We start from the raw sequence: 19,200 nt of genomic DNA, 5'->3' as shown, positions 1-19,200 counted from the left end.
CGCCCTGGGTGTAGTAGCGGGTGGCGCGGACACTGTTGGTGCTCTTGGTCCACTCGACTTCCTGTTTGCCCACGAACAGGGTGGTGCCCGAGGCGTCGCGGCGCAGCAGGCGCTGCCCGTCCGCGTTGTAGACGAACGACGTGGTCTGTCCGTCCTTGTTCACCGACGCCAGATGGCCCTCGGGGGACCAGGTGAGGGTTTCGTCCTGGCCGGCGAGGGCGCGGCTGGTGGTATTCCCAGCGGGGTCGTAGCCGTACTCGTCGACCCGGGTGCCGCCGGGGTTGGCGGTGGTCACGGTGTCCAGACGGTGTCCGGTGTAGGCGTAGGAGCGGGTTATGTCCGAGGTCACGGCGCCCGGGGTGGCGTGTTGGGTCTCGGAGACCCGGTTGCCGGTGCTGTCGTAGCTGTAGGAATGCCAGTACGGCGCCGCACCAGCCAACCCCGGGCTGCTCGGGTCGGAGGCGCAGTCGGTGGTCGGGGTCCACGCTTCGGTGAGCCGTCGGAGGTGGTCGTAGCGGAAGCACTGGGTGTCCTGCGGCAGGCCGGCGGGAGTGTCGGCGACGGAGGTGATGTTGCCGGCCGGGTCGTAGGTGTAGCGCAGGTCGGCCTGCATCGGGTTCGGGACCTCGGCGTCCACCACGGTGCGCTTCAGCCTTCTGGTGTGGTCCTCGTAGTAGTACGACAACCACGCCCGCAGCCCCTCCCCCAACGTGATTCGCTCGGTCTCGCCGTAGCGGGAGTAGTTGGTGTCGGTGACCAGCTCGACCGTGCCGTTGTACGCGCCGGAACTGGACAACGGCCGGCCCAGGTCGTCCACCACGTAGTTGACGGTCTCCGAGCTGAGCCCGCCAGCCGCCGGGTAGTCCTCGCCGGAGAGGGTGCCGTCGGTGTTGAAGCTGCCGTACCAGGTGTAGTTCCCGGCCAGCTGGCCTTCCACCTGCGGGATGGAGGTGATGACCATGTCCGGTTGATACAGGCCGGAGTAGCCGTCGATCGTCGTGGTGTACGGGTGGCCGTTGGTCCACCGTGTCGAGGACGCCAATAGGCCTTTGCCGAAGAAGGCGGTGTCATACAGCCACTCGGCCAGCTTGGTGCCATCAACGGAGTCTTCGTGAACGGCGGTGCGGCGGCCGAGCGCGTCGTAGACGTAGGCCACCGTGGAATCGCGTGCGTCGGTCACCGACGTCAGCTGGTCGGCGTTGTCGTAGGTATAGGTACTGTCGCCCTTGTCGGGGTCCTGGACGCTGGTCTGCCGGCCGCGGAGGTCATAGCCGTAGCGCCACATGTTGTCGCCCGGGTCGGTGACGGTCGCGAGCTCTCCGGCGGGGGTGTGGGTGTAGTGGGTGGCGTCGAAGTCGTCGCCGGTCGGGGTGTCCGCGGCGTACTGGCGTAGTTCGGTGGTTTGGCCGCGGGCGTCGGTGATGGTGGTGGTCGGCGTGTCCCCGTCGGGGGGTGTGACATGTACGCGGTCACCGTCGTACCTGGTGCTGGTGCGCCACTTCTCCACCGCGCCGCCCTGGTAGACCTGCTCGACCACACGCCCGGCGCCGTCGTACTCGGTGCGGGTCAGCCCCGGAACCTCCACATCGGAGGCAACCCACAATGTGGTGTCCACCGGCGCGTTGTTGAAATACGGCTGAGTCTGCTTGAACACCCGGCCCTGCGAGTCATAGCGGGTATCGATCATCAACCGGCCGCCACCAACAGCGATGGTCTGAGCCTGCCGTTTACGCAACAGGCCGTCAAAGAATTCGTTCGTGGTGACGTAACGACCGCCATTAGCGCTGAGCTTGTCGGTGGTCACCACGCTGGGGGCGTTGTTGCGGATAAGGTAGCGGAACCTGAAATTTCCGCTGGATCCGAACTGTCGTCGCAGGTTCGGAAGCCATACCTCGGTCTTGCGGCCCAGCGAATCGTAGGTGGCCTCCACCAGGAGGTTGTTGGGGTCCACGACCTTGATCGGCTGGCCAAACGCCGGCTCGAACGTGGAGGTCGTGACCAAACCGGCCGGCACCGCCAGCGTGGGCGGGCTGGTCACTTTCGTCTGGGTGTGCGGACCGCCCACGGCCGGGGTGTAGGCCGTGGTGGTCGTCTTGCCAAGCGCGTTGGTGGCGGCGAGGACACGGCCGTGGCGGTCATAGGTCGAGGACGCCACGACCGAGTAGTTCGGGCCGGTCGCCGGCCAGGTGTCGGCGACCTCGGCCCTGGTCACGTTCCCGGTCGTGGGCGCGACGCCGGCGGCCTGACCGTCGTAGGACGTGCGGGTGGCGGTGATCGCCTGCGTCGGCAGCGTCGGTGTCTGCCCGCAGTGGACAGACACCGTCGTGGTTTCGGACGGGAAGGACAGCATCCACTTGTCCGTGTTGCGAACATAAGTGGTGCGGGTGCAGCGATCATCGCCGACAATGTCAGTGTCACCCAGGTCGTTGACCTTGATCGCCAGGCCATCGTCGTTGTAGTCGGTTTCGGATCTGGTGGTGCGCCAATCACCGGCCGCGAGCGCGGTGTAGCCGCGTTCCACACCCGTGCGCACGATGTAGGCCTTGTAAGGGTCGCGTTCCGCGGTCGGGCCCCGTGACCATGGTTCAGTGATCGACCTGCTGACTACTGAGTCACCGACACCGTTGAACACGGTGGTCTCGAAACCGAACCCGGCCAGCCAGTCGCGGTCCCGGTAGCTGCCCCCGATCGAATCCGTTACGTTCACCAGCGGACGTGTATCGGATGGTGGGCCGTCGCCGTCCATACCACGGTAGAACCGTTTCTCGACCATGCTGACCGGGCCGGCAAGATCGTCCGGTGACCCGGACTTGATCCGCACCCTGCCGAAACCCCGGAACTCGTTCCAGGTTTTCTTCTTCTCCGGAATGAACTCCGAGGTGTCCCAGTGCCACGCGGCGCCGTCCAGGTACTCGTAGCTGGTGACCTGTGCGGTACTGGTCGACAGGCGATCCGACTGCACCACCTGTTCGACCACGTACTTGTGGAAGTAGTCCTGACGTTCGGCCCAGTTCTCCTTCACCCACCGGGCCGGGAAACATCGCAGTTGGTTGGTCTCCGGCAGGGTGGGCATCGGGCCGCCCTCGCGGCACTGCGGGGCCGCGTAGTTGATCGAGGTGACACCACCGGTTTCGGACACGATCCCGGTGATGCGGTAGCGGTTCAACCAACCCGCACCGTCAGCGCGGTAGACCCGGTTGGCCATCGCCGTGCCTTCGAATGTGACCGCTGGCAACGGAACCTCGTCACCGACCAGACCGGTGTGGGTGATGCTGCGCAACCACAACGCGGCCAACTCGCCGTCACCCGGATCGGGGAACTCATGTCCGAGGTCCCATCGGCTCACGTTCGTGTAGTCGGTGCCGTTCCACACTCGGGCGGTAATCGTCGACAGCTTCTGGGTCGACCAGAACGTCGGCGCGTGTTTGTCCGCGCAGGTCGTCCCGGTGCACCGTTCCTTGAGCGGGGTGTCCGGCCAGTTCAATGGCTTCTCGTGGGTGCAGACGCTGTTCTTCACACACCGGTTCGTCGTGGTGAACTCCACGAGACCGGTGGCCGGGTTGTTCGGCAGGTCGTCGCGCAACCCGTACTCGACCCGCCGCAGCGTCCCGTCCCGGGTGTAGGACACGCCGGTGTCGGCCATGTTCATGCCGTACTTGTTGGTCTCGACATCGTAGAAGTAGCGGATCACGTTGCCGTGCCGATCGATCACCTTGTCCAGGTTCCACCGATAGGCCTGCGCACAATGCGCCTCGGCGAACTGCGCGTCGTAGCACGGGTCGTTCACGTCGTCACCGAACACCGGCACGGTCCACGTCGAACTCGACGCGGGTTGAGAGCCGAACAGGTACTGGGTGCCATCGACGGTGGTGATCCGCCAGTGCTCCCCGTTGTCATCGCCGTTCGCCGCATCATAGAGCCGCTGGACCTTGGCGGCGTTGTCGTCCTTGATCCGCCATCCGTCCTGGTCGTTCCCGATCAGCATCCCGCTGCCGCCGGCGAACGAGGCGGTGGCATTGTCGCTACGCCAGCACAAGTCGCCCGTCTCCGGTGGGGTGGTTCCCCCGTCCTCGTCCTCCGCACACGCCCCATAGGTGCGCTCGACGAACCCGGCGGACAGGTCCCAGCCGTCCCCGACCCACGATGCCTGGTTGTTCGTCGCGCTCGTCCGCCCGTCCACAGCCGAGGACCGGTAGGACAACGCCAACCCCGGCTCGAACCCACCCGGCGCCGGTGGCACCCGCAGCGGATAGGACCAGGAGAAATCCCCGGTATGCCCGGAAACGTCCCACGTCGCAGACGGCGACAACGACGTCGCCGTGTGCGTCCCCGCACCAGGATTGACGGTCTCCGGCGCCTGGTCCTCGTTCAGCGCGTCACCGCTCACGTCGTCCGGCGGCCTGGTTCCCATGGACAGTGACGTGACCGAAACCGAGTGCACCGGGGGTAACGGATCCGACGGGCCACCTTCGGCCGAGGCGACCCCGGCATTCGCCAAGGGCACCAACGGCACCAACGCCGCGGTCAACACAACGGACAGGCCGAACCGGGAAACCCGGCTCACACGCGGCAAGGAACGCACTGTGTCTCCTCAGATAACCCAGCCGACCACGAACGGTGGCCGGGTACCGGCCCGTGACTCCACTTCCGGTGTTTCCGTATCTGGTGTGTCGGGTCGAACGGCAGGTTCCTCCACCGGCTCCAGTCCAGGAACGACTGTCACGAGATAACCCAACGCGCGGTCCACGGTCTGACCCTCACACTCCTCTGACCACGCCACGAACGACTGGGAGTCGGCCTCACACCGATGTATCGGGACGCTCGGAACCCTGTCCGGCGGTTCCGCCCATGCCCATCCGATGCTCGACACCACGGTTTTGCCCTCGCATGCGGCGTCGTCGGACACGAACAGGTCCATGCCGTCACGACAGTTGAACAACTCGTGCCCGCCAGGCACCGCGACCAACGAGGTGAGGCCCTGCGCGGCCACCGTTCGGTAGCCCGGTGGCACGCCGTGGACCGTGCTGGCGTGGTCCCAACCCTGCGGGGTGTTGTAGCGGGCGAACGGGGCGTAGCCGACGGTGTAGCCAAGCTGCGCCTCCTGAGTTCCGTTGTTGCCGCACAACGGATCCAAGGACTCAAAATGGTCCGCGCCGTTGTTGCACCGGTACAACGGCACCGTCTGCGGGCTCTCCGGCGGAGTGTCGTACACGCGGCCGGCCTCGCCAAGGACTGTCTGACCCTCGCAGTTCGGGTTCGCGCTGGTGAACACGTCGGTGCCGACCTGGCACGCGTACAGGACTCTGGTGTTCAGCCCATCGGCAGGGGCCAGGCCACCCAACGACGCCACGAGGTGATACCCGGCAGGCGCGGGTAGATCTGTGCTGGCTGTGTAGTGATCACCCCGTCCATTGGCGAACCGTCCCAACTGGCCCGCCGGTGGCGCCGGGAACGACGCGCGCCGCAGGATCTCCGACTCAGCCGCCGCACCCAGGTCGATCGTCACCTCGTCGACATCGCCAGCGAGGAACTGAGCCGGCTGGCCATCGGTCTTGCCCCGTCCGACGGTGAGCCCGCCCGACGCCGGCCACAACAACACATTGTTCCGCGAACCGGTCAACACACCATCCACATACAGCCTCAACTGGCGCGTCGGATAGTCATAGACACCCGTCAGATGTGTCCACATCCGCGGTGTCGGTGGCAGCGATGAGGTCGCCGACACGAGCGCCGCACCATCGGCGTCCTGTGTGGGTGCACCGAACACCCACCGGTTCAACTCGGGCCGGTACTGCAGGACATACCCGCTCGTCCGGGTGCCGTCCTGCCCCAACACCGTCTGCACCCGGTCGGTAGCGGTCAACCTCACCCACGCCGACGCCGTGAAACTGGCGGTCATCGAGACACCGAAGCGCTGCGTGGTCGCGGCCTGGGTAGTGCCATTGAGTCGCAACGCCTGCCCGTTCACACCCGACACATAGGACGGCGAACCGGACAAGGTGGTGGGGTTCTGTCGGAACGAGTCATCGATCGCAGCGCCGTCGAAGCGCCAGTTTCCCTGCACCGACAGATACACGTCGTCGTAGACCTTGCGGATCTCCCCGTCGGTCAGGACCCGACTGAACGCCCGGATGTCGTCGACACGTCCGTTGAGGAACTCGGCGTGCTGTCCATCCACAAGAGACCGCCCAACCGAGAACGGCCCAGCACTCGCCGGCACCTGCACGCCCAACCGCACCGCGGACACACTCCCGTTCACGTACAAACGAAGCCGGCCGTCTTGCTCGGCGTCATAAGTGACCGTGAGATGCGTCTGCTGAGAGGTAGTCGCCGCCTCCGTCGACACCAGCGTCACCACTCCGTCACCAGTCGGCACGCGAACCACCCACCGGGAATCGCTTGGCCGGTACTGGACGACGAACGCACTCACCTCATCACCATCCTGACCCAACACCGTGCCCAGCCCACTCGAGGTACTCGCCGATGCCCACGCCGAGATCGAGAAACTCCCACTGGTATCGACTACCGGCCCAACGGTCTCGGCATAGGCGTCGACACCGTCGAACGCGCCGCCCCACGCGCTGCGCGCCGGCAGCCACCCAGCACCCCCGTACAAGGTGAGATGACGATGTCCCTCGACATCGACCGCACTGCTACCGGTGCCTTCGTCAAACGTCCAGTAGCCCGCATCAGGTTGCGGCGCCTCCGGCGCCGGAGGCGCCGATGGATACGACCCGACCCAGGACGTCACCCGATCCCTGTCCTGCACACCCGCGTACAGCCGCACGTCATCGACCCCACCGGGCCAGTACTGACCTGGCTCACCCGACACCTTACCCCGACCGATCTGCAACCCACCGGTCGCCGACCACGCCGACTCCAAGGTGCCGTCATCAACCCGATTACCGTTGACGTACAACCAGATCTTCTTCATCGGCGCGTCGTACACGCCCACCAGATGGACCCACCTGTCGACCTCGGCATCAGTCACTGACAACGCCGCCTGCTCAAGCTGCACGCCATCACCGGCATCCGCAGTGGGCATCTCGAACACCCACTTCCCCCGTCGCCCGAACTGCGTGTCCGCCACGTGCCCCAAACGGAACTTGCTTGTCTCATCACCGTCGGCGCTGACTGCCGTCGACATACACTGAAGCACCGCAGGGAGATCGCATTCCGTAGGGTTGAATCGCACCCACGCGCCCACTGTGAAGCTCTTGTCGGTCTGCAGGTCGACACCGTTGGTGGAGATCGCGGCGTCGGTCCCGTTCAACGACACGCCGTTGCCCACCCAGCTCGGTTCGAAACTCGCCCCGCCCTGCAGCGTGCCGCCCCGCCCACCAACCGCGTCCGCCGCCGCCCTACCGGCGTTCTCATCGAGTTGCCAGTGGTGCACCAGACTCAGGTCTCGCCCAGCCAACGTGTGCACCTCACTGGCGAACAACGTACGGCTGTACACGTTCACGTCGTCGATCGCGCCGGGGAAGTAGTCACCGTGCTGGGTTGCGGTCAACTTCGCGCGACCGATCGCCAACGCCCCTGCTGTGGCGACTTCGGTATGGCTTGCGGACCCAGCCGGACTGCCATTGACATACAATTCCAGCGTTCTTCGATCCTGGCTGTACACCCCGGCGAGATGGGTCCAGACCCCGACCTGGGTGGCCGCCGCCAGGCTGACCGCACGGTCCGCCCCGGCACTGGCCGTGTCCGCCTTTGGCGCCGTGAACGCCCATCGCCCGTCAGGTAAGGCGCCAAGAGAGAATCCGCTGCGGTTCGTCCCGTCCTGGGACACCACCATGGCCGTGCCGCCGAGCTCGTCGAGCCGTGCCCAGGCGGTCACCGAGAAACTCACGTTGGTGGCCACCACAGGGCGGCCAACGGAAATGTACTGGTTGTCGCCGTTGAGTCGCACCGCCAGATCGCCGGGCGCCGGACTGCTGGTCTGTCCCGCAGCCCACTCGGGAGTACCATGCAGCACACCGTTGCGCTCGGGGTCGGTGGCATCGTTGGCGTTGCCGTCAAGTTCCCAGCTGCCGGCGGTGACCCCGTCAGCGGCGAGGAGACCGCGGACCTCGTCCTGGGAGATCGCTCGGCTGTAGACCCGAGCCTCGTCAATCCAGCCACGCAGCAACTGTGCGTCGTGACCACTGTCCAACGTTCGACCGAGCGCGAACTTGCCCGCTGCGTGCCACCTCGTGCGAGGCGGCGGGGTCGATGACGCCGCGACACCGTCCACAAAGAGCCGCAGCTCGCCAGTGGGCGCGTTGTACACCGCAGCGAGGTGCGTCGAGCCTTCCTCGGCCTGAGTCATGGGCATTCTGACGGTGTCGTAGCTGTCCGGGTTGTCCACATCGGACCGCGGCATCGTGAAGGCCCATTGGCGGGAACCGCTCGCCTGTTCGTAGCTCAGGCAGAAGCCGCAGGTGTTGGCGCCGTCCTGGCTGAGGACGGTGTAGGTGCCGTCACTGACCTCATCCATCGACACCCGTGCCACCATGGAGAAACTCTGATCGGTGCGCACCAGTGGACCATCGGTCTCGGCGTAGCCGCCATCCAGTCGCAGTACCCCGTTGCCGCTTTCCTCGTCCTCCTCGAACGAGGCCCCCTCCTCGGTGAGCACGGCCATCGGGCCGCCCTCCACCGAGTTCCGAACAGTCCTGCCTGTCTCTTCCTCGAACTGCCAGTCCGCGACCTTCACATCCGAGGCACTCACCGCGGCCTCGACCTCGGTCTGCGACAACACCCGGTCATACATCCGCACCTCGTCAACCAGGCCACGCCAGTGGTTCCCCACTGTCCCGCCAACCAGGGCGCCGCCGATCCGCACGACACCGGTCGACTGCCACGTCGAGGAGTGCGAGACGCCGAGACCCGTCCCGTTGACATAGAGCGTGGCCGTGTCGGTCTTGGCGTCGTAGACACCTGCCAGGTGCGTCCAGGTGTTCGGCAAGGCCGTGCCCGGCACCCGGACCTCGTCCATCACAGGGCTGTTGCCGTCCGCGCGCGGCAACACGAAGTACCACCCCGCACCCGCCCCCTCAGCCCGATATCCGAGCTGGAAGGCGCCACTGTTTACGCCGTCCTGACTTACCGCGGTATGCGTGCCCATCGGGTCATCGACCTGGACCCACGCCGACACAGAGAAACTGCCCCGCGGGTCTACGGTGTTCGGAGCCGTCATGTGATCGCCGTCGGTCAACTGGATCGCGTTGCCCTCCGCGCCAGGAACATACGTCGACGAGCCATGCACTGTGCCATGCCGGTCCCCCAGGAACGCGGTGTCGTCGGCATTGCCCTCGAACGACCACTGTGACAACGCACCATTCCCCGCACGAACATAGATCCGATACTCCACAGTCGGACCCCGGTGCCCGGCCCGATCCACACTCCGCACATACAACGTGCGAGGCCCATCACCCGGTGGCTCCAACCGCATACTCGCATCACCGCTCAAACGACCAACCGCGTCGATCCTCGTCGACGGCTCCGCCGACCACCCGTACAGATAGTGATCGATGTCGGTGGCGCCGTTCGCGGTGAACGTGAATGTGCCGGCTACCCCGACACCACCGTGCCACCTGTTGTCATCTGGATATTCCACACTGGACACATCGGGCAGTTGTGTCGGCGGCTGCCGATCAACCGCGAATGTCTTGGCCCACCCATGCGGTGACAGATCCACCCCATCAAAACCGTGTACCCACCACTGCACCGTCTTGCCATGCTTGTCAGTGAGATTCACGGTGGCGTCATGTGTGGCCCCGGAGCTCTGCAGAGCGGACCCGTCCCACGCGGTCTCCACGCCGTCGATCTTGGTCCGCCACTTCGCCCGCAGCTTGTCGCCATCGGGGTCACGAAGCCGCGTCAGCAACCGGATCGATGAATCGCCGACATAAGGAACACCGCCGCACCACCTGCATGCCGAGGTTGTCGGCGGGTCCGTAGCCACCAACTCCGGCGTGCTGGGCGCGGTGTTGTACGTGACCGACAACTTCGTCTTGGTCGGGTCGTACTTCCGCCACGCGGCCTGATTTCCAGTATCCTGCGCTTTTACGAAGTACGTAGTGACAGCGCCGATTCCATCTGCCTCATGCCCTGCTGGAAATGCGAACCCCACCGGCTTCCGACCAGGGCAGGAATCCCATACGCCTTGCACAGACGAGACTTTCAACAACCCGCCAGGTGGCATGTTGTCCCATGTAGTGCTCCCGTTGACCTGCGCCCCGGATACCACATAAAGTTCGTGGTTCTGCGCCGAACAGTTCGGGCTGTGCACCACCTCTGCCCTGAACTCCGTGTTGATAATATTCTTCCCCGCGATGCTGCTCGTGTTGAACTGGTAGTAAGTACGGGCCTCCCCGATGCCGTTGCACTCCCTGCTCGCCGTATAGCACTGACCAACCTGCGCCCACGGCGGTGAACCACTCGTCCACCAGTAGGGCGTGCTCCGATTGCCACTCAATACCGTCGCCCAGTTGGTTCTACTGACCGTCAACAGCTTCGGGTCGATCGTCACCGGATACACCACAGCCGGGTCAGCCAGAAACCTCAGGTCAGGCCGCAACACCAGCGACCCCTTCTCCACTGTCACACCCACCGGGGCCGACCGCGCGGTCGCAGGATTCGACGGCGTAGGCCCACTCGAGTCCCACATAACCGACACCGCCGCTTCGAACACCGGCGCACCAGAGAAGTCCGCCGCCGTCAACGCCCCATCCTCGTCCGCCCTCACGCGAAGGCCTACAGCCTCGATACGGAACGCAAGACGCGCCAACGCTGGATTACGAGCCGCCTCCGCCGTGCGCACCACAAGATGCTGCGAGTACCCGTTCGGTTCCACACGCATCACCAGATCGACGCCGGACAACACACCCGGGTAGGTCACCACGGCGCCGTCCATTCGGGGCTCTGGCAACACTCCCGGCCAGTACACAGCCACCGACTTGCCGTCCTGCGCCATTCGAACCAACGGGGCCTGCGCACCCCCACCAGACAACGACAGGCCCCCCAGAGTCGCCCTCGGCCCAACCGTCCCGTCCCTCTGTCGAACAACGGTGGTGTCGACCGGCACCCACCGGCCATTCTGCTGAACACGTGTGGGCACAACCGAAAACTCGGCTGTCATCGTTCCACCCGGGTTCGCGTACACCGCCTGCGTCGGTGTCCGCTGACTCACCACCTCAACCCGCGAACCCTGCGCACTCGCGGCTGCCATCGCCGCCGACTCGTCCGCCGCCTCCACCACCAACGGCGCAGACGTCGGCCCTCCCACCAGAGGTAACGAGGATCCCGACAGGACCGAGAAGGCAAGCGCCCCCACGAGCAACAAACTCAAAGAACGCAGACCAGAACGCCCCCACGCCGAACGAGACACGACCAGCCACTCCCCATCAGGCCGACGCATGCCCCGACATCACGCGAACCAACAAACCCCACCAATGATCCGGAAAATCTTGTCCAAAGCCCAGCCGCCGAACGGTCCAACCACAGTCAACTCCAGTGAGTCCTGCGCCACACAGGCGGTTTCCCACCGAAACTCAGCCGCGCCTCACCGGTTCCCGTAGCCTGCCAGGCCCTCTTCCAGGACGTCCAGCGCGCGCCGGCCCTGGGCGAGCACGTCCCGAGCGATCCGCTTGCCGCTGTGGCCCGCCAGCGCCTGACGGTGGACGAGCTCGGTCAACACCCGGTTCACGCCCATCAGCGCGTTCGCGATCACCCACGGCTCCACGTCGTTCGCGCGGGTGCCGTTCTCGGTCGCGATCAGCTCGGCCAGCGCGCGCGTAGCCCGGTCGAACTCCTGCCGCTCACGGGCCCGCAGCGTCGGGCTGTCCGCCACGATCCGGGCACCCTGCGCGATCCGGGCAACCACCTGGTCACCCTCGGCCAAACCGTGCGGCCGCAGGACATAGGCGCGGAACGCGGCCAGCAGCGACTCTTCTGCCGGCCGGGTCCGCAGCGCTTCGACGAGCCCGTCGGCGAAGTCCGCCATGCCGTCGTAGACGAGGTCCTCCTTGGTGGCGAAGTAGTTGAAGACCGTCGCCTCCGACACCTCCGCCTCCAAGGCCACTTCGGACACCCGCACCTGCTCGAACCCACGCTCGGCGAACAGCCGGACAGCCGTGTCCTGGATCCGACGGCGCGTCTGCTGCTTCTTCCGTTCCCGCCAGTTCGGCGGACACCGGCACCGCTCTCAGTCAACTCGGCTCGTCAGCGAACACCGCCGACGACGACTCACGACCAGCCGCCGCGCCGCGCGGCATCGGGAACCGCCATCAGCAAAGCCGCGAACCCGAAGCATGCGATGGTCAGAAGCGCGGTGTAGTTGGCCGACGCCTGCGCCTCCCTGATCAACTCGAGGTCCCCCCACCGGCTGCGGCCAGCGCGGCGCCGATCCCGCGGTCCATGAACTCGCACCCGTCGTCGGTGACGATCCGAACAGGGGGTGGCGGGGGTCGTAGTCGGTGAAGGGCGGCGATCAGCTCGCCCACGGTCGCGGAAGTGGTGTCGGTCATCGTGGCTTCCTCGGATTGTGTGTGCGGCAGGGTGTCGAGCGGGGTGTCGTGTGGTTTGGCGGTGAGTGGATTGGTTCGGCGGTCACGGGGGCGGGGTTCCCGCCCCCGTGACCGGGCTGTTAGCGGGTGGTGGCGTGCAGGGCGGTGGTGGCGGCGTGTCCGATGGTGCGGGCGGTGGTGGTGGGGTCGGTCAGTACGTGGACGGTCGCCCCGGTAAGTGGGGTGTCGTGAGTGTTGGTGGTCAGCCACAGCACGGCGCACCCGGACGCGCGCAACCGGTCGGCGGTCACCACCGCCCCGGCGGCGCGTTGGGCTTCGGCGGCACGCACCCCGCGCATCCGCAGCCGCCCGGGTGGCACTTCCGAGGTGGAGCGCGTGGCGACCCGTTCCCGGATCCCGGCGGTGTCCAACGCGCGTGCCAGCACCCGCGCGGCGGTGCGTTCCTCCGGTGTCGGCGGACGGGTGCCCGCCGTTTGGTGCGACCTGTCCGGGGACCACCGGTGGCGAACACCCGTCGTGCTGTCTGCCGCGCCTGTTTGTGGGCGGCGTTCTCCTGGGCCTTCTCGGCGGCGGCCACGGCGGCGGGGTCTTCGGGGGCCTTCTCGCGCGCCGCTGTCGCCGCGACCCCGTTCAGCACGGCGCTGATCGCGTCCGCCAAGGGTGACGGGTCGGCGGGGACGTTGGCGGTGCTGGGGGTGGCGCCGGACGGGTCGGGGGTGCCCGACGGGTCGGGGTTGGTGGGGGTGTTCGGGTTGGTGCCGAGGATGTCGCACCACTGCCGCCCGAGGTCGAGCATGGTCTGGCCGTCGTCGTCGGCGGTGCGCAACGCTGTGCGCCACACCGCCCGCAGTTTGCCCAGCGTCTCGGCGCCGAGCACGTCCTGGATGACACGGGCGACGGGGGCGACCTCGGTGTGGGTGAGCACGCCGCCGTCCGCGCGTCCCAGCAGCAGCGCGGCGGTGCGCGCGGCGTCTGCCGGGGTCATCTGTGGGGCGGTGGCGGGGTCAGTGCTGGTGCTGCTGAACAGGTGCAGGTCGGCGGCGACGATGCCTTTCACACACGCCCGCAACCAGTGTCGGTCGTCCGGGCGGCGGCGGATCTGCGCGGTTTCCATGCGTGGTTCTTCCAGCAGCATGGCGGCGGCGACCACGCCGGGCGCGGCATCGTCGGGGGGTTCCCACACGGTGTGTTTCGCGTGCCCGCATTCGTGGGTCAGGGCACCCCACGCCGGGGCGTAGCGGGGGCGGTCGGACAGGTTCGCGGGGTCCACGGTGGCGGGGTCCACACCGAGGTGGTCGCCGTTGACCTCGATCAACGCGCGGGCGGGGTAGAAACACGCCGGAGCACCTCCTCCCGCACCGGGGGCGACGGTGACCAGCAGGTCGTCGCGGTCAGCGATCACGGGGACCTCGTCGGCGAAGGCGGCGGACAGGGTCAGCCATTCCGGGCGGGCGGGGAACACGGCGGCGCCGGTGGCGTTCGGGTCGGCGGTGAAGTGGAGGCTCACAGTTGTGGTCCTTTCGCGACAGTCGTGGTTGTCAGGTGGGTTGGGGTGTCAGGGTGTGGTGGTGATGCGGGCACCCAGGGCCAGCGGGACGACGGTGCGCCCGAAGGCGTCGCGCACCACGGCGGCGACGGTGGCGCGGTCCTCTTCCGGGGCGATACCCACGAGGTTCCCGGCGGCGGCATCGGTACCCAACACGGCGGCGATCTTCTTGAACGCCAACAGTTCCCGCAGCTGCGGCGCCCACCCGACCTCGCCCTTCTCCTGGCGGGTGGCGAGGTTGCGCGCGACGCGCACCGCCTTCATGTCCACGCCCAACTGGTCGGCGAGGTCGTAGTCGCTGGACACCTGAACGTGCACAGAGAACCGGGATGACAGGGCATCGGTGAGCACCGCCCCGTGCACGCCGGGATTGTGTCCGGCGACCACGTAGAACCCCGGCGCGGCGTTCACGACCTCACCACCGTTGGCCTTGACCACGATCTGGCGGCGGCCGTCCATCGCCGGGTAGACCACCGCCAACACCGTGGGCGGGATCAGAGTCGCGTCGTCGATAAACAACGGCACCCCGCCGCGCATCGCGCGAACCAGCGGGCCATGCACGAACACGAACTCCCCGTCCGGGGTCTTCGTGTAGTCACCCACGAAATCAGCGACCACAGTGTCCCCGTCACCCTGAACCGTCAGGCAGTCCGGGAACGCCGCCTCCACCACCGACGTCTTGCCCGTGCCGGGCGGCCCGTACAGCAGCGCGGCGACCCCGGCGTCCCGCAACCGCCGTAGCGCGGTCACGTCCGGCATCCCCGACAACAACCGGGGGTGGTAGTCCATCCCGTTCGGCCGTTTCACCGGCCCGGTCACTGGGTCCGCCGAACTGGCTGCCCTGACCGGTCGGACCGGCCTGCGGGTGGTGCCCGTGGTGGAGGGGGCGGGGGTGATCGTGGGCGCGGCGGCGGACGCCGTGGCCGTGGTCGCGCGATAGGCCAGCGGTGTCCTCCAGGCGACCTCAGCCTCCCCACGGTCCACCAACAACCTTGCAGGCGTTGCCCACCGCCCCCGACGACCGGTTCAACATGTGCGCGATGCGGCCCGGGGTGAGGTCGCGGCCCGCCTTGTCGGCGAGGACCTTGGCGACCATCGCGCGCAGTTCGCCGCTGCGCAGTCGAGGAACCGACACACCCACCGGAGTGATCGGGGTGGCGGGAGGTTGGGTGGGCGTGGTCATCGCGGGCGTTCCCTTCGGGCGGCGGTAATGATTTCGACATGGCTCGCGCCGGGCGTGGCATTCGGTGTGATTTCCGGACTCCCCGGGCGACAATTCAATTATGACTCTTCCCCCATACGCCACGCAATATATCCAACAGCCATTTCGCGACTCTTTCGAGTGAATGCCCGCAGTCATTTCCGCAACCACAGGTCGACGGGCACTCACACCTTTCCGATCGCCTCGCACCGGGATCTCCGCAGGTCAGCGACACCGAAAAGTCGAAGTCGGGAGTCGGCGACCTGTTGGTCGCATGCACCCACATCGCGGCCTGGACGATCAGCAGGAGTGTCACCAGCAGCAGGGGTGCGGCGATGACGAGTTCGGTGCTCATCGAGCCACGCTCAGCATCACGTAACCCACCTCGACACCCCGGTCGGCTCCGAGGTTGGTGCTGAGGTCGATGTTGTTGGCCGCGCTCTGGACTTTCGCCGTGATGATGCCGATGGCCAGCAGGGCGCCGATCACGAGCAGTGCGGTGGTGAGCACGGTCTCGGAGGTGTAGCCGGCGTCGGGATCCTCGTTCAGCTTGTGCCAGCGGGTTTTCAGCTGGCGGGTGAACAGGATGATGGATGTCCACATTGGTCTCCTCCTAGATTGGTGGTCGTGTGCTCAGGTCGTGGGTTCACAGTCCGTTGAGGATCTGGGTGACGGCGGGGTAGGCGATGAAGGTCAGGAAACCGAGGAACAGCGCCATCATCGGGAGGCTGAGGCGTTCGGTGGCGGTGTTCGCCTGGCTTTCGGCGTCGGTGAGGTGGTGAGCGCGTAGGGCGGCGGCTTTGGCGGTGAGGGATTTGCGGACTTTGGCGCCTTCGGTGCCGGCGAGGGATACCGAGGCGGCGAGTTCGGTGAGTTCGGTGATGTCGAGGTCGCGGCCGAGGTCGGCGAGGGTTGACCAGGGTGTGGTGCGGGTGAGTCTGGCGGTGGCGAGCGCGCGGTGAAGGTGGTGGAAGGCCCAGCCGTGGCCGATGGAGACCGCCCCGTTCAGGGCGCTGTCCACGCCGGCGCCGCCGGCCAGGGAGATCACCACGAGGTCGAGGAAAGTGGACAAGGCGTGCCGGAACTCCGCCCGCCGCCGCGCGGCGGCCTTTCGGACTCGGAGGTCGGGCAGCAGGAATCCGGTCACGGTGCCGCCGACGGTGAATGCGATCGGGAGTTGGAGGCCGATCTCGGCGCCGGCCGCGGTGAGGCCGGTGACCACGACGGTGGGGACGAGGATCCCGCCCAGGGTCCAGAGGACGGTCTCGGTGAGGAAGTCGTCGCGGTCACGGTCGAGGACCGCGAGGTTCCGGACCGTCGCTGGCCTGGGGAGGCCCAGACGGTGAAGCAACACGGCGGCGGGGCGGGTGAGCCTGGTCAACAACCGCGCGTCGGTCACAGGTGAGGGCGGGGGTGGTGGTTCGGTGCTTGCGCGCAGCACGGCGTTCAGGGCCGGGCGGGGAGGGACGAGCCAGATGGTGAGGGCCCATAGGCCGGTGCCGAGCCCGGCACCGAACCCCAGGAGGAGTCCGAAGTCCGTCGCGGGGGTCATGGTCGCGGGGTTCATGGTGTGGTGCCCGGTGCGGGGGTGAGCAGGCGGGGTGGTTCGGTGAAGGTGGCGATCGTGGTGAGGGCGAGGAACCCGAGGGTGAACAGGCCGCCGACCGCGAGGAGTACGAGTTGGCCGGTGGCGGTGTCGTAGGCGACGAGGTAGTCACGGTTGAGCACGATCAGCAGGCCGGCGAAACCCAGGGTGGCGCCGGTGATGATGCGGACGCTGGTGCGGACGCGGGCACGGCTGGCGTCGACTCGCATTCGCATGGTGGCCTGGTCGCGGGCGGTCGCGGCGAGTGAGCCGAGGAGGTCGGCCAGGGCGCGGGCCTGGTGGGTGGCGGCCAGCAGCAGGGAGGAGATCACCAGGTCCGCGGTGGGGTCGGCGAGGTCGTCGGCGAGCAGTCGCAGGCTGGGGGCGAGGCGGTGGCCGGTTTCCAGCCGGACCGCGAGCGCGGTGATCTCGGTGTGGATCGCGGTGGGGGCGACGGGTGCGCTGGCGAGGATGGCCTGCTCGAGCCCGGCCGCGGCGGCGAGGGTGTCGCGCAGCATCTCCGCCCAGGTCGCGATCGCCTCGATACGCGCTATCCGGCGGGTGTGTGCTGTGTCGGAGCCGATGAGGGTGGGCAGCGTCCAGACAGCGAAGGTGATCAGGCAAGCACCCATGACCCATCCGGTGAACACTCCCCCGGCCGCACCCGCGACCACCGCGACGAGGGCCCGCGTTCGGTGCTGCTCGATCGCCGCACGCACACCGCGCCGACCACGCGACGGCGGTGGTGGGGTGCGCCGCCACCCACGCAGGACCAGCCAGAGGCCGGTGCCGAAACCTGCGCCGAGGAAGGCGCACAGCACGGTCGTCGTGTTCATCTACGCCACCGGTCCTCTGAGGACTCGAGGAACGCGGGGTCGAGTCCGGAGTCGTTGAGCTGCCGCAGTGTTTCGGTGCGCAACGCTCCGGCCACGGGAATCGCGCGGCGGTCGGGTCCTGGGCGGTAGATCTCGTTGGAGATGACCTGATCGCCCTCCGCGCCGACAACCTCCCGAATGGACGAGACGACACGGGTGGTCCCGTCGGTGGCGTGGGCGAGGTGGACGATGAAGTGCACCGCGCCACCGACGAGCAGGTTGGTCGCCTCCAACGGAAGGCGGTCGGCTCCCAACGCCGCATAGGACGCGAGCCGGGTGAACGCGCTGCGAGACGACGAGGCGTGCAGGGTGGCCAGGGAGCCGTCGTTGCCCTGGGACATCGCCAGACACATCGGGACCACCTCGGGGCCGCGGATCTCGCCGACGATCACCCGGTCCGGGCTCATCCGCAGCGCCCATCGGACGAGGTCGGCCTGGGTGACCGCGCCCTCGCCCTCGATGTTGGCCTCCCGGGCCTGGAGGGAGACGACGTCGGCGTGGGCGGCGGGATCGTGGTCCAGGCCGAGTTCGCGGGTGTCCTCAATGGTCACCAGGCGTTCCATCGGGTCGATCTCGCTGGCCAACGCCCGCAGCATGGTCGTTTTCCCGATGCTGGTGCCGCCGGTGACGATGATGTTCCGGCGGGCGCGGACCAGAGCGGCGAGGAACGTACGGAGTCCGGCGTCGGAGTCGGCCACGGGTGCGAGCAGGGCGCGGCGGCCGCCGGTGTACTGGACCAGGACTCGGTCGTGTCCGTTGATGTTGATCGTTTCGATGTCCGGGTCGTCCAGCAGCGGCTGCAGACCGGCCATGCCGAACAGTTCGTTGAGCACCTCGACCACCACCCGCTGCTCGACGTCGGGCGCCAGCAGCAGGCGGTTCTCCCGCAGTTCGCGTTCGCTGTGGACGCGGACCGCGTCGTTGAGGATCCGGCGCGCCAACTCCTCCCGCCGCGCGGGCGAGACCGGGTGTTCGCCGACGTGCTGGGCGGCGTCGACCTCGGTCGGCAGCTGACGGGCGAGTTCTTGTCGTAGGTGGGTGCGGAGGCGATCGCTGGCGGACGTGGGCCTGTACTGGGTGGTGGTCACGGTCGGTCCTCCAGGTCGACGGCGGCGCGCCAGCGGGTATCGAACCCCGCGACGGGAACCGGTGTCTCGCGCGCCGGCACCAGAGGCGACGCGGTGGATTGGGGGTGGTGTGCGGTGAGGGAGCGGGCCAGGCGGTGCGTGGCTCGGCCGAGGGCGGAGCGGGTCGGGCCACGTCGCGGGCCGAGACCACCGCCGCTGAACGCGTGGGCGCCGCGGTGGTCCAGCGGGATCGTGGCCGTGACCGGGATACCGAGCCCGCGGGTGACCTCGGCGGCCGAGTAACCAGGACCGACAAGCAGCAGGCCGGGGCGCATGGCCCAGAGGTCGACCTTTTCCAGGCTGGTGGCCAGGTGGCCGAGCGCGACCGGCCGCGCCAGCATGAGCGCGCCGCGC

11 protein-coding genes and 2 pseudogenes are annotated in these 19,200 nt (G+C 67.4%); all 13 read right to left on the bottom strand.

All coding sequences use genetic code 11. From position 1 onward, the window contains the following. Positions 1-4,564 (bottom strand): SpvB/TcaC N-terminal domain-containing protein (locus ACYVIP_RS17665; protein WP_460397529.1); only part of this gene is annotated, 4,564 nt, incomplete at its 3' end. A 27-nt stretch (positions 4,565-4,591) separates the two neighbouring features. Beyond that, positions 4,592-10,960 (bottom strand): LamG domain-containing protein, encoded by a 6,369-nt coding sequence (locus ACYVIP_RS17660; RefSeq protein WP_460397527.1) that lies wholly within the window; start codon positions 10,958-10,960, stop codon positions 4,592-4,594. A 588-nt stretch (positions 10,961-11,548) separates the two neighbouring features. Beyond that, positions 11,549-12,130 (bottom strand): TetR/AcrR family transcriptional regulator, encoded by a 582-nt coding sequence (locus ACYVIP_RS17655; RefSeq protein WP_460397532.1) that lies wholly within the window; start codon positions 12,128-12,130, stop codon positions 11,549-11,551. Between the two features lie 217 nt (positions 12,131-12,347). Next, a complete protein-coding gene (locus tag ACYVIP_RS17650; protein ID WP_460397525.1) occupies positions 12,348-12,512 on the bottom strand; it encodes a hypothetical protein in 165 nt (54 codons plus the stop codon). A gap of 119 nt (positions 12,513-12,631) precedes the next feature. Next, positions 12,632-12,841 carry a hypothetical protein gene (locus ACYVIP_RS17645; RefSeq protein WP_460397523.1) on the bottom strand — a complete coding sequence of 70 codons (210 nt, stop codon included), beginning with the start codon at positions 12,839-12,841 and terminating at the stop codon, positions 12,632-12,634. After that, positions 12,799-14,019 carry a hypothetical protein gene (locus tag ACYVIP_RS17640; RefSeq protein WP_460397521.1) on the bottom strand — a complete coding sequence of 407 codons (1,221 nt, stop codon included), beginning with the start codon at positions 14,017-14,019 and terminating at the stop codon, positions 12,799-12,801. The genes ACYVIP_RS17645 and ACYVIP_RS17640 overlap by 43 nt, the downstream gene beginning before the upstream one ends. 48 nt (positions 14,020-14,067) lie before the next feature. Next, positions 14,068-15,241: pseudogene (locus ACYVIP_RS17635) on the bottom strand (AAA family ATPase). Positions 15,242-15,335: 94 nt separating this feature from the next. Further along, positions 15,336-15,614 (bottom strand): TadE/TadG family type IV pilus assembly protein, encoded by a 279-nt coding sequence (locus ACYVIP_RS17630; RefSeq protein ID WP_460397519.1) that lies wholly within the window; start codon positions 15,612-15,614, stop codon positions 15,336-15,338. Further along, the gene (locus tag ACYVIP_RS17625; RefSeq protein WP_460397517.1) at positions 15,611-15,862 is read right to left on the bottom strand and encodes a hypothetical protein; all 252 of its coding nucleotides are present in this window, start codon (positions 15,860-15,862) and stop codon (positions 15,611-15,613) included. The genes ACYVIP_RS17630 and ACYVIP_RS17625 overlap by 4 nt, the downstream gene beginning before the upstream one ends. Positions 15,863-15,905: 43 nt before the next feature. Next, entirely contained in the window at positions 15,906-16,811 is a 906-nt protein-coding gene (locus ACYVIP_RS17620) for a type II secretion system F family protein (protein ID WP_460397515.1), read from the bottom strand. Between the two features lie 11 nt (positions 16,812-16,822). After that, a complete protein-coding gene (locus ACYVIP_RS17615; protein ID WP_460397513.1) occupies positions 16,823-17,680 on the bottom strand; it encodes a type II secretion system F family protein in 858 nt (285 codons plus the stop codon). Next, a complete protein-coding gene (locus ACYVIP_RS17610; RefSeq protein WP_460397511.1) occupies positions 17,677-18,807 on the bottom strand; it encodes a CpaF family protein in 1,131 nt (376 codons plus the stop codon). Before ACYVIP_RS17610 ends, ACYVIP_RS17615 begins: the two co-directional genes overlap by 4 nt. Continuing rightward, positions 18,804-19,200 (bottom strand): annotated as a pseudogene (locus tag ACYVIP_RS17605) (hypothetical protein); the annotation flags it as partial. The pseudogene ACYVIP_RS17605 and the gene ACYVIP_RS17610, both read right to left, overlap by 4 nt.

This window comes from Actinophytocola sediminis, assembly GCF_054779715.1.
Note: the sequence above shows the minus strand (reverse complement) of the source record. Positions and strands in the feature narration are given on the sequence as shown.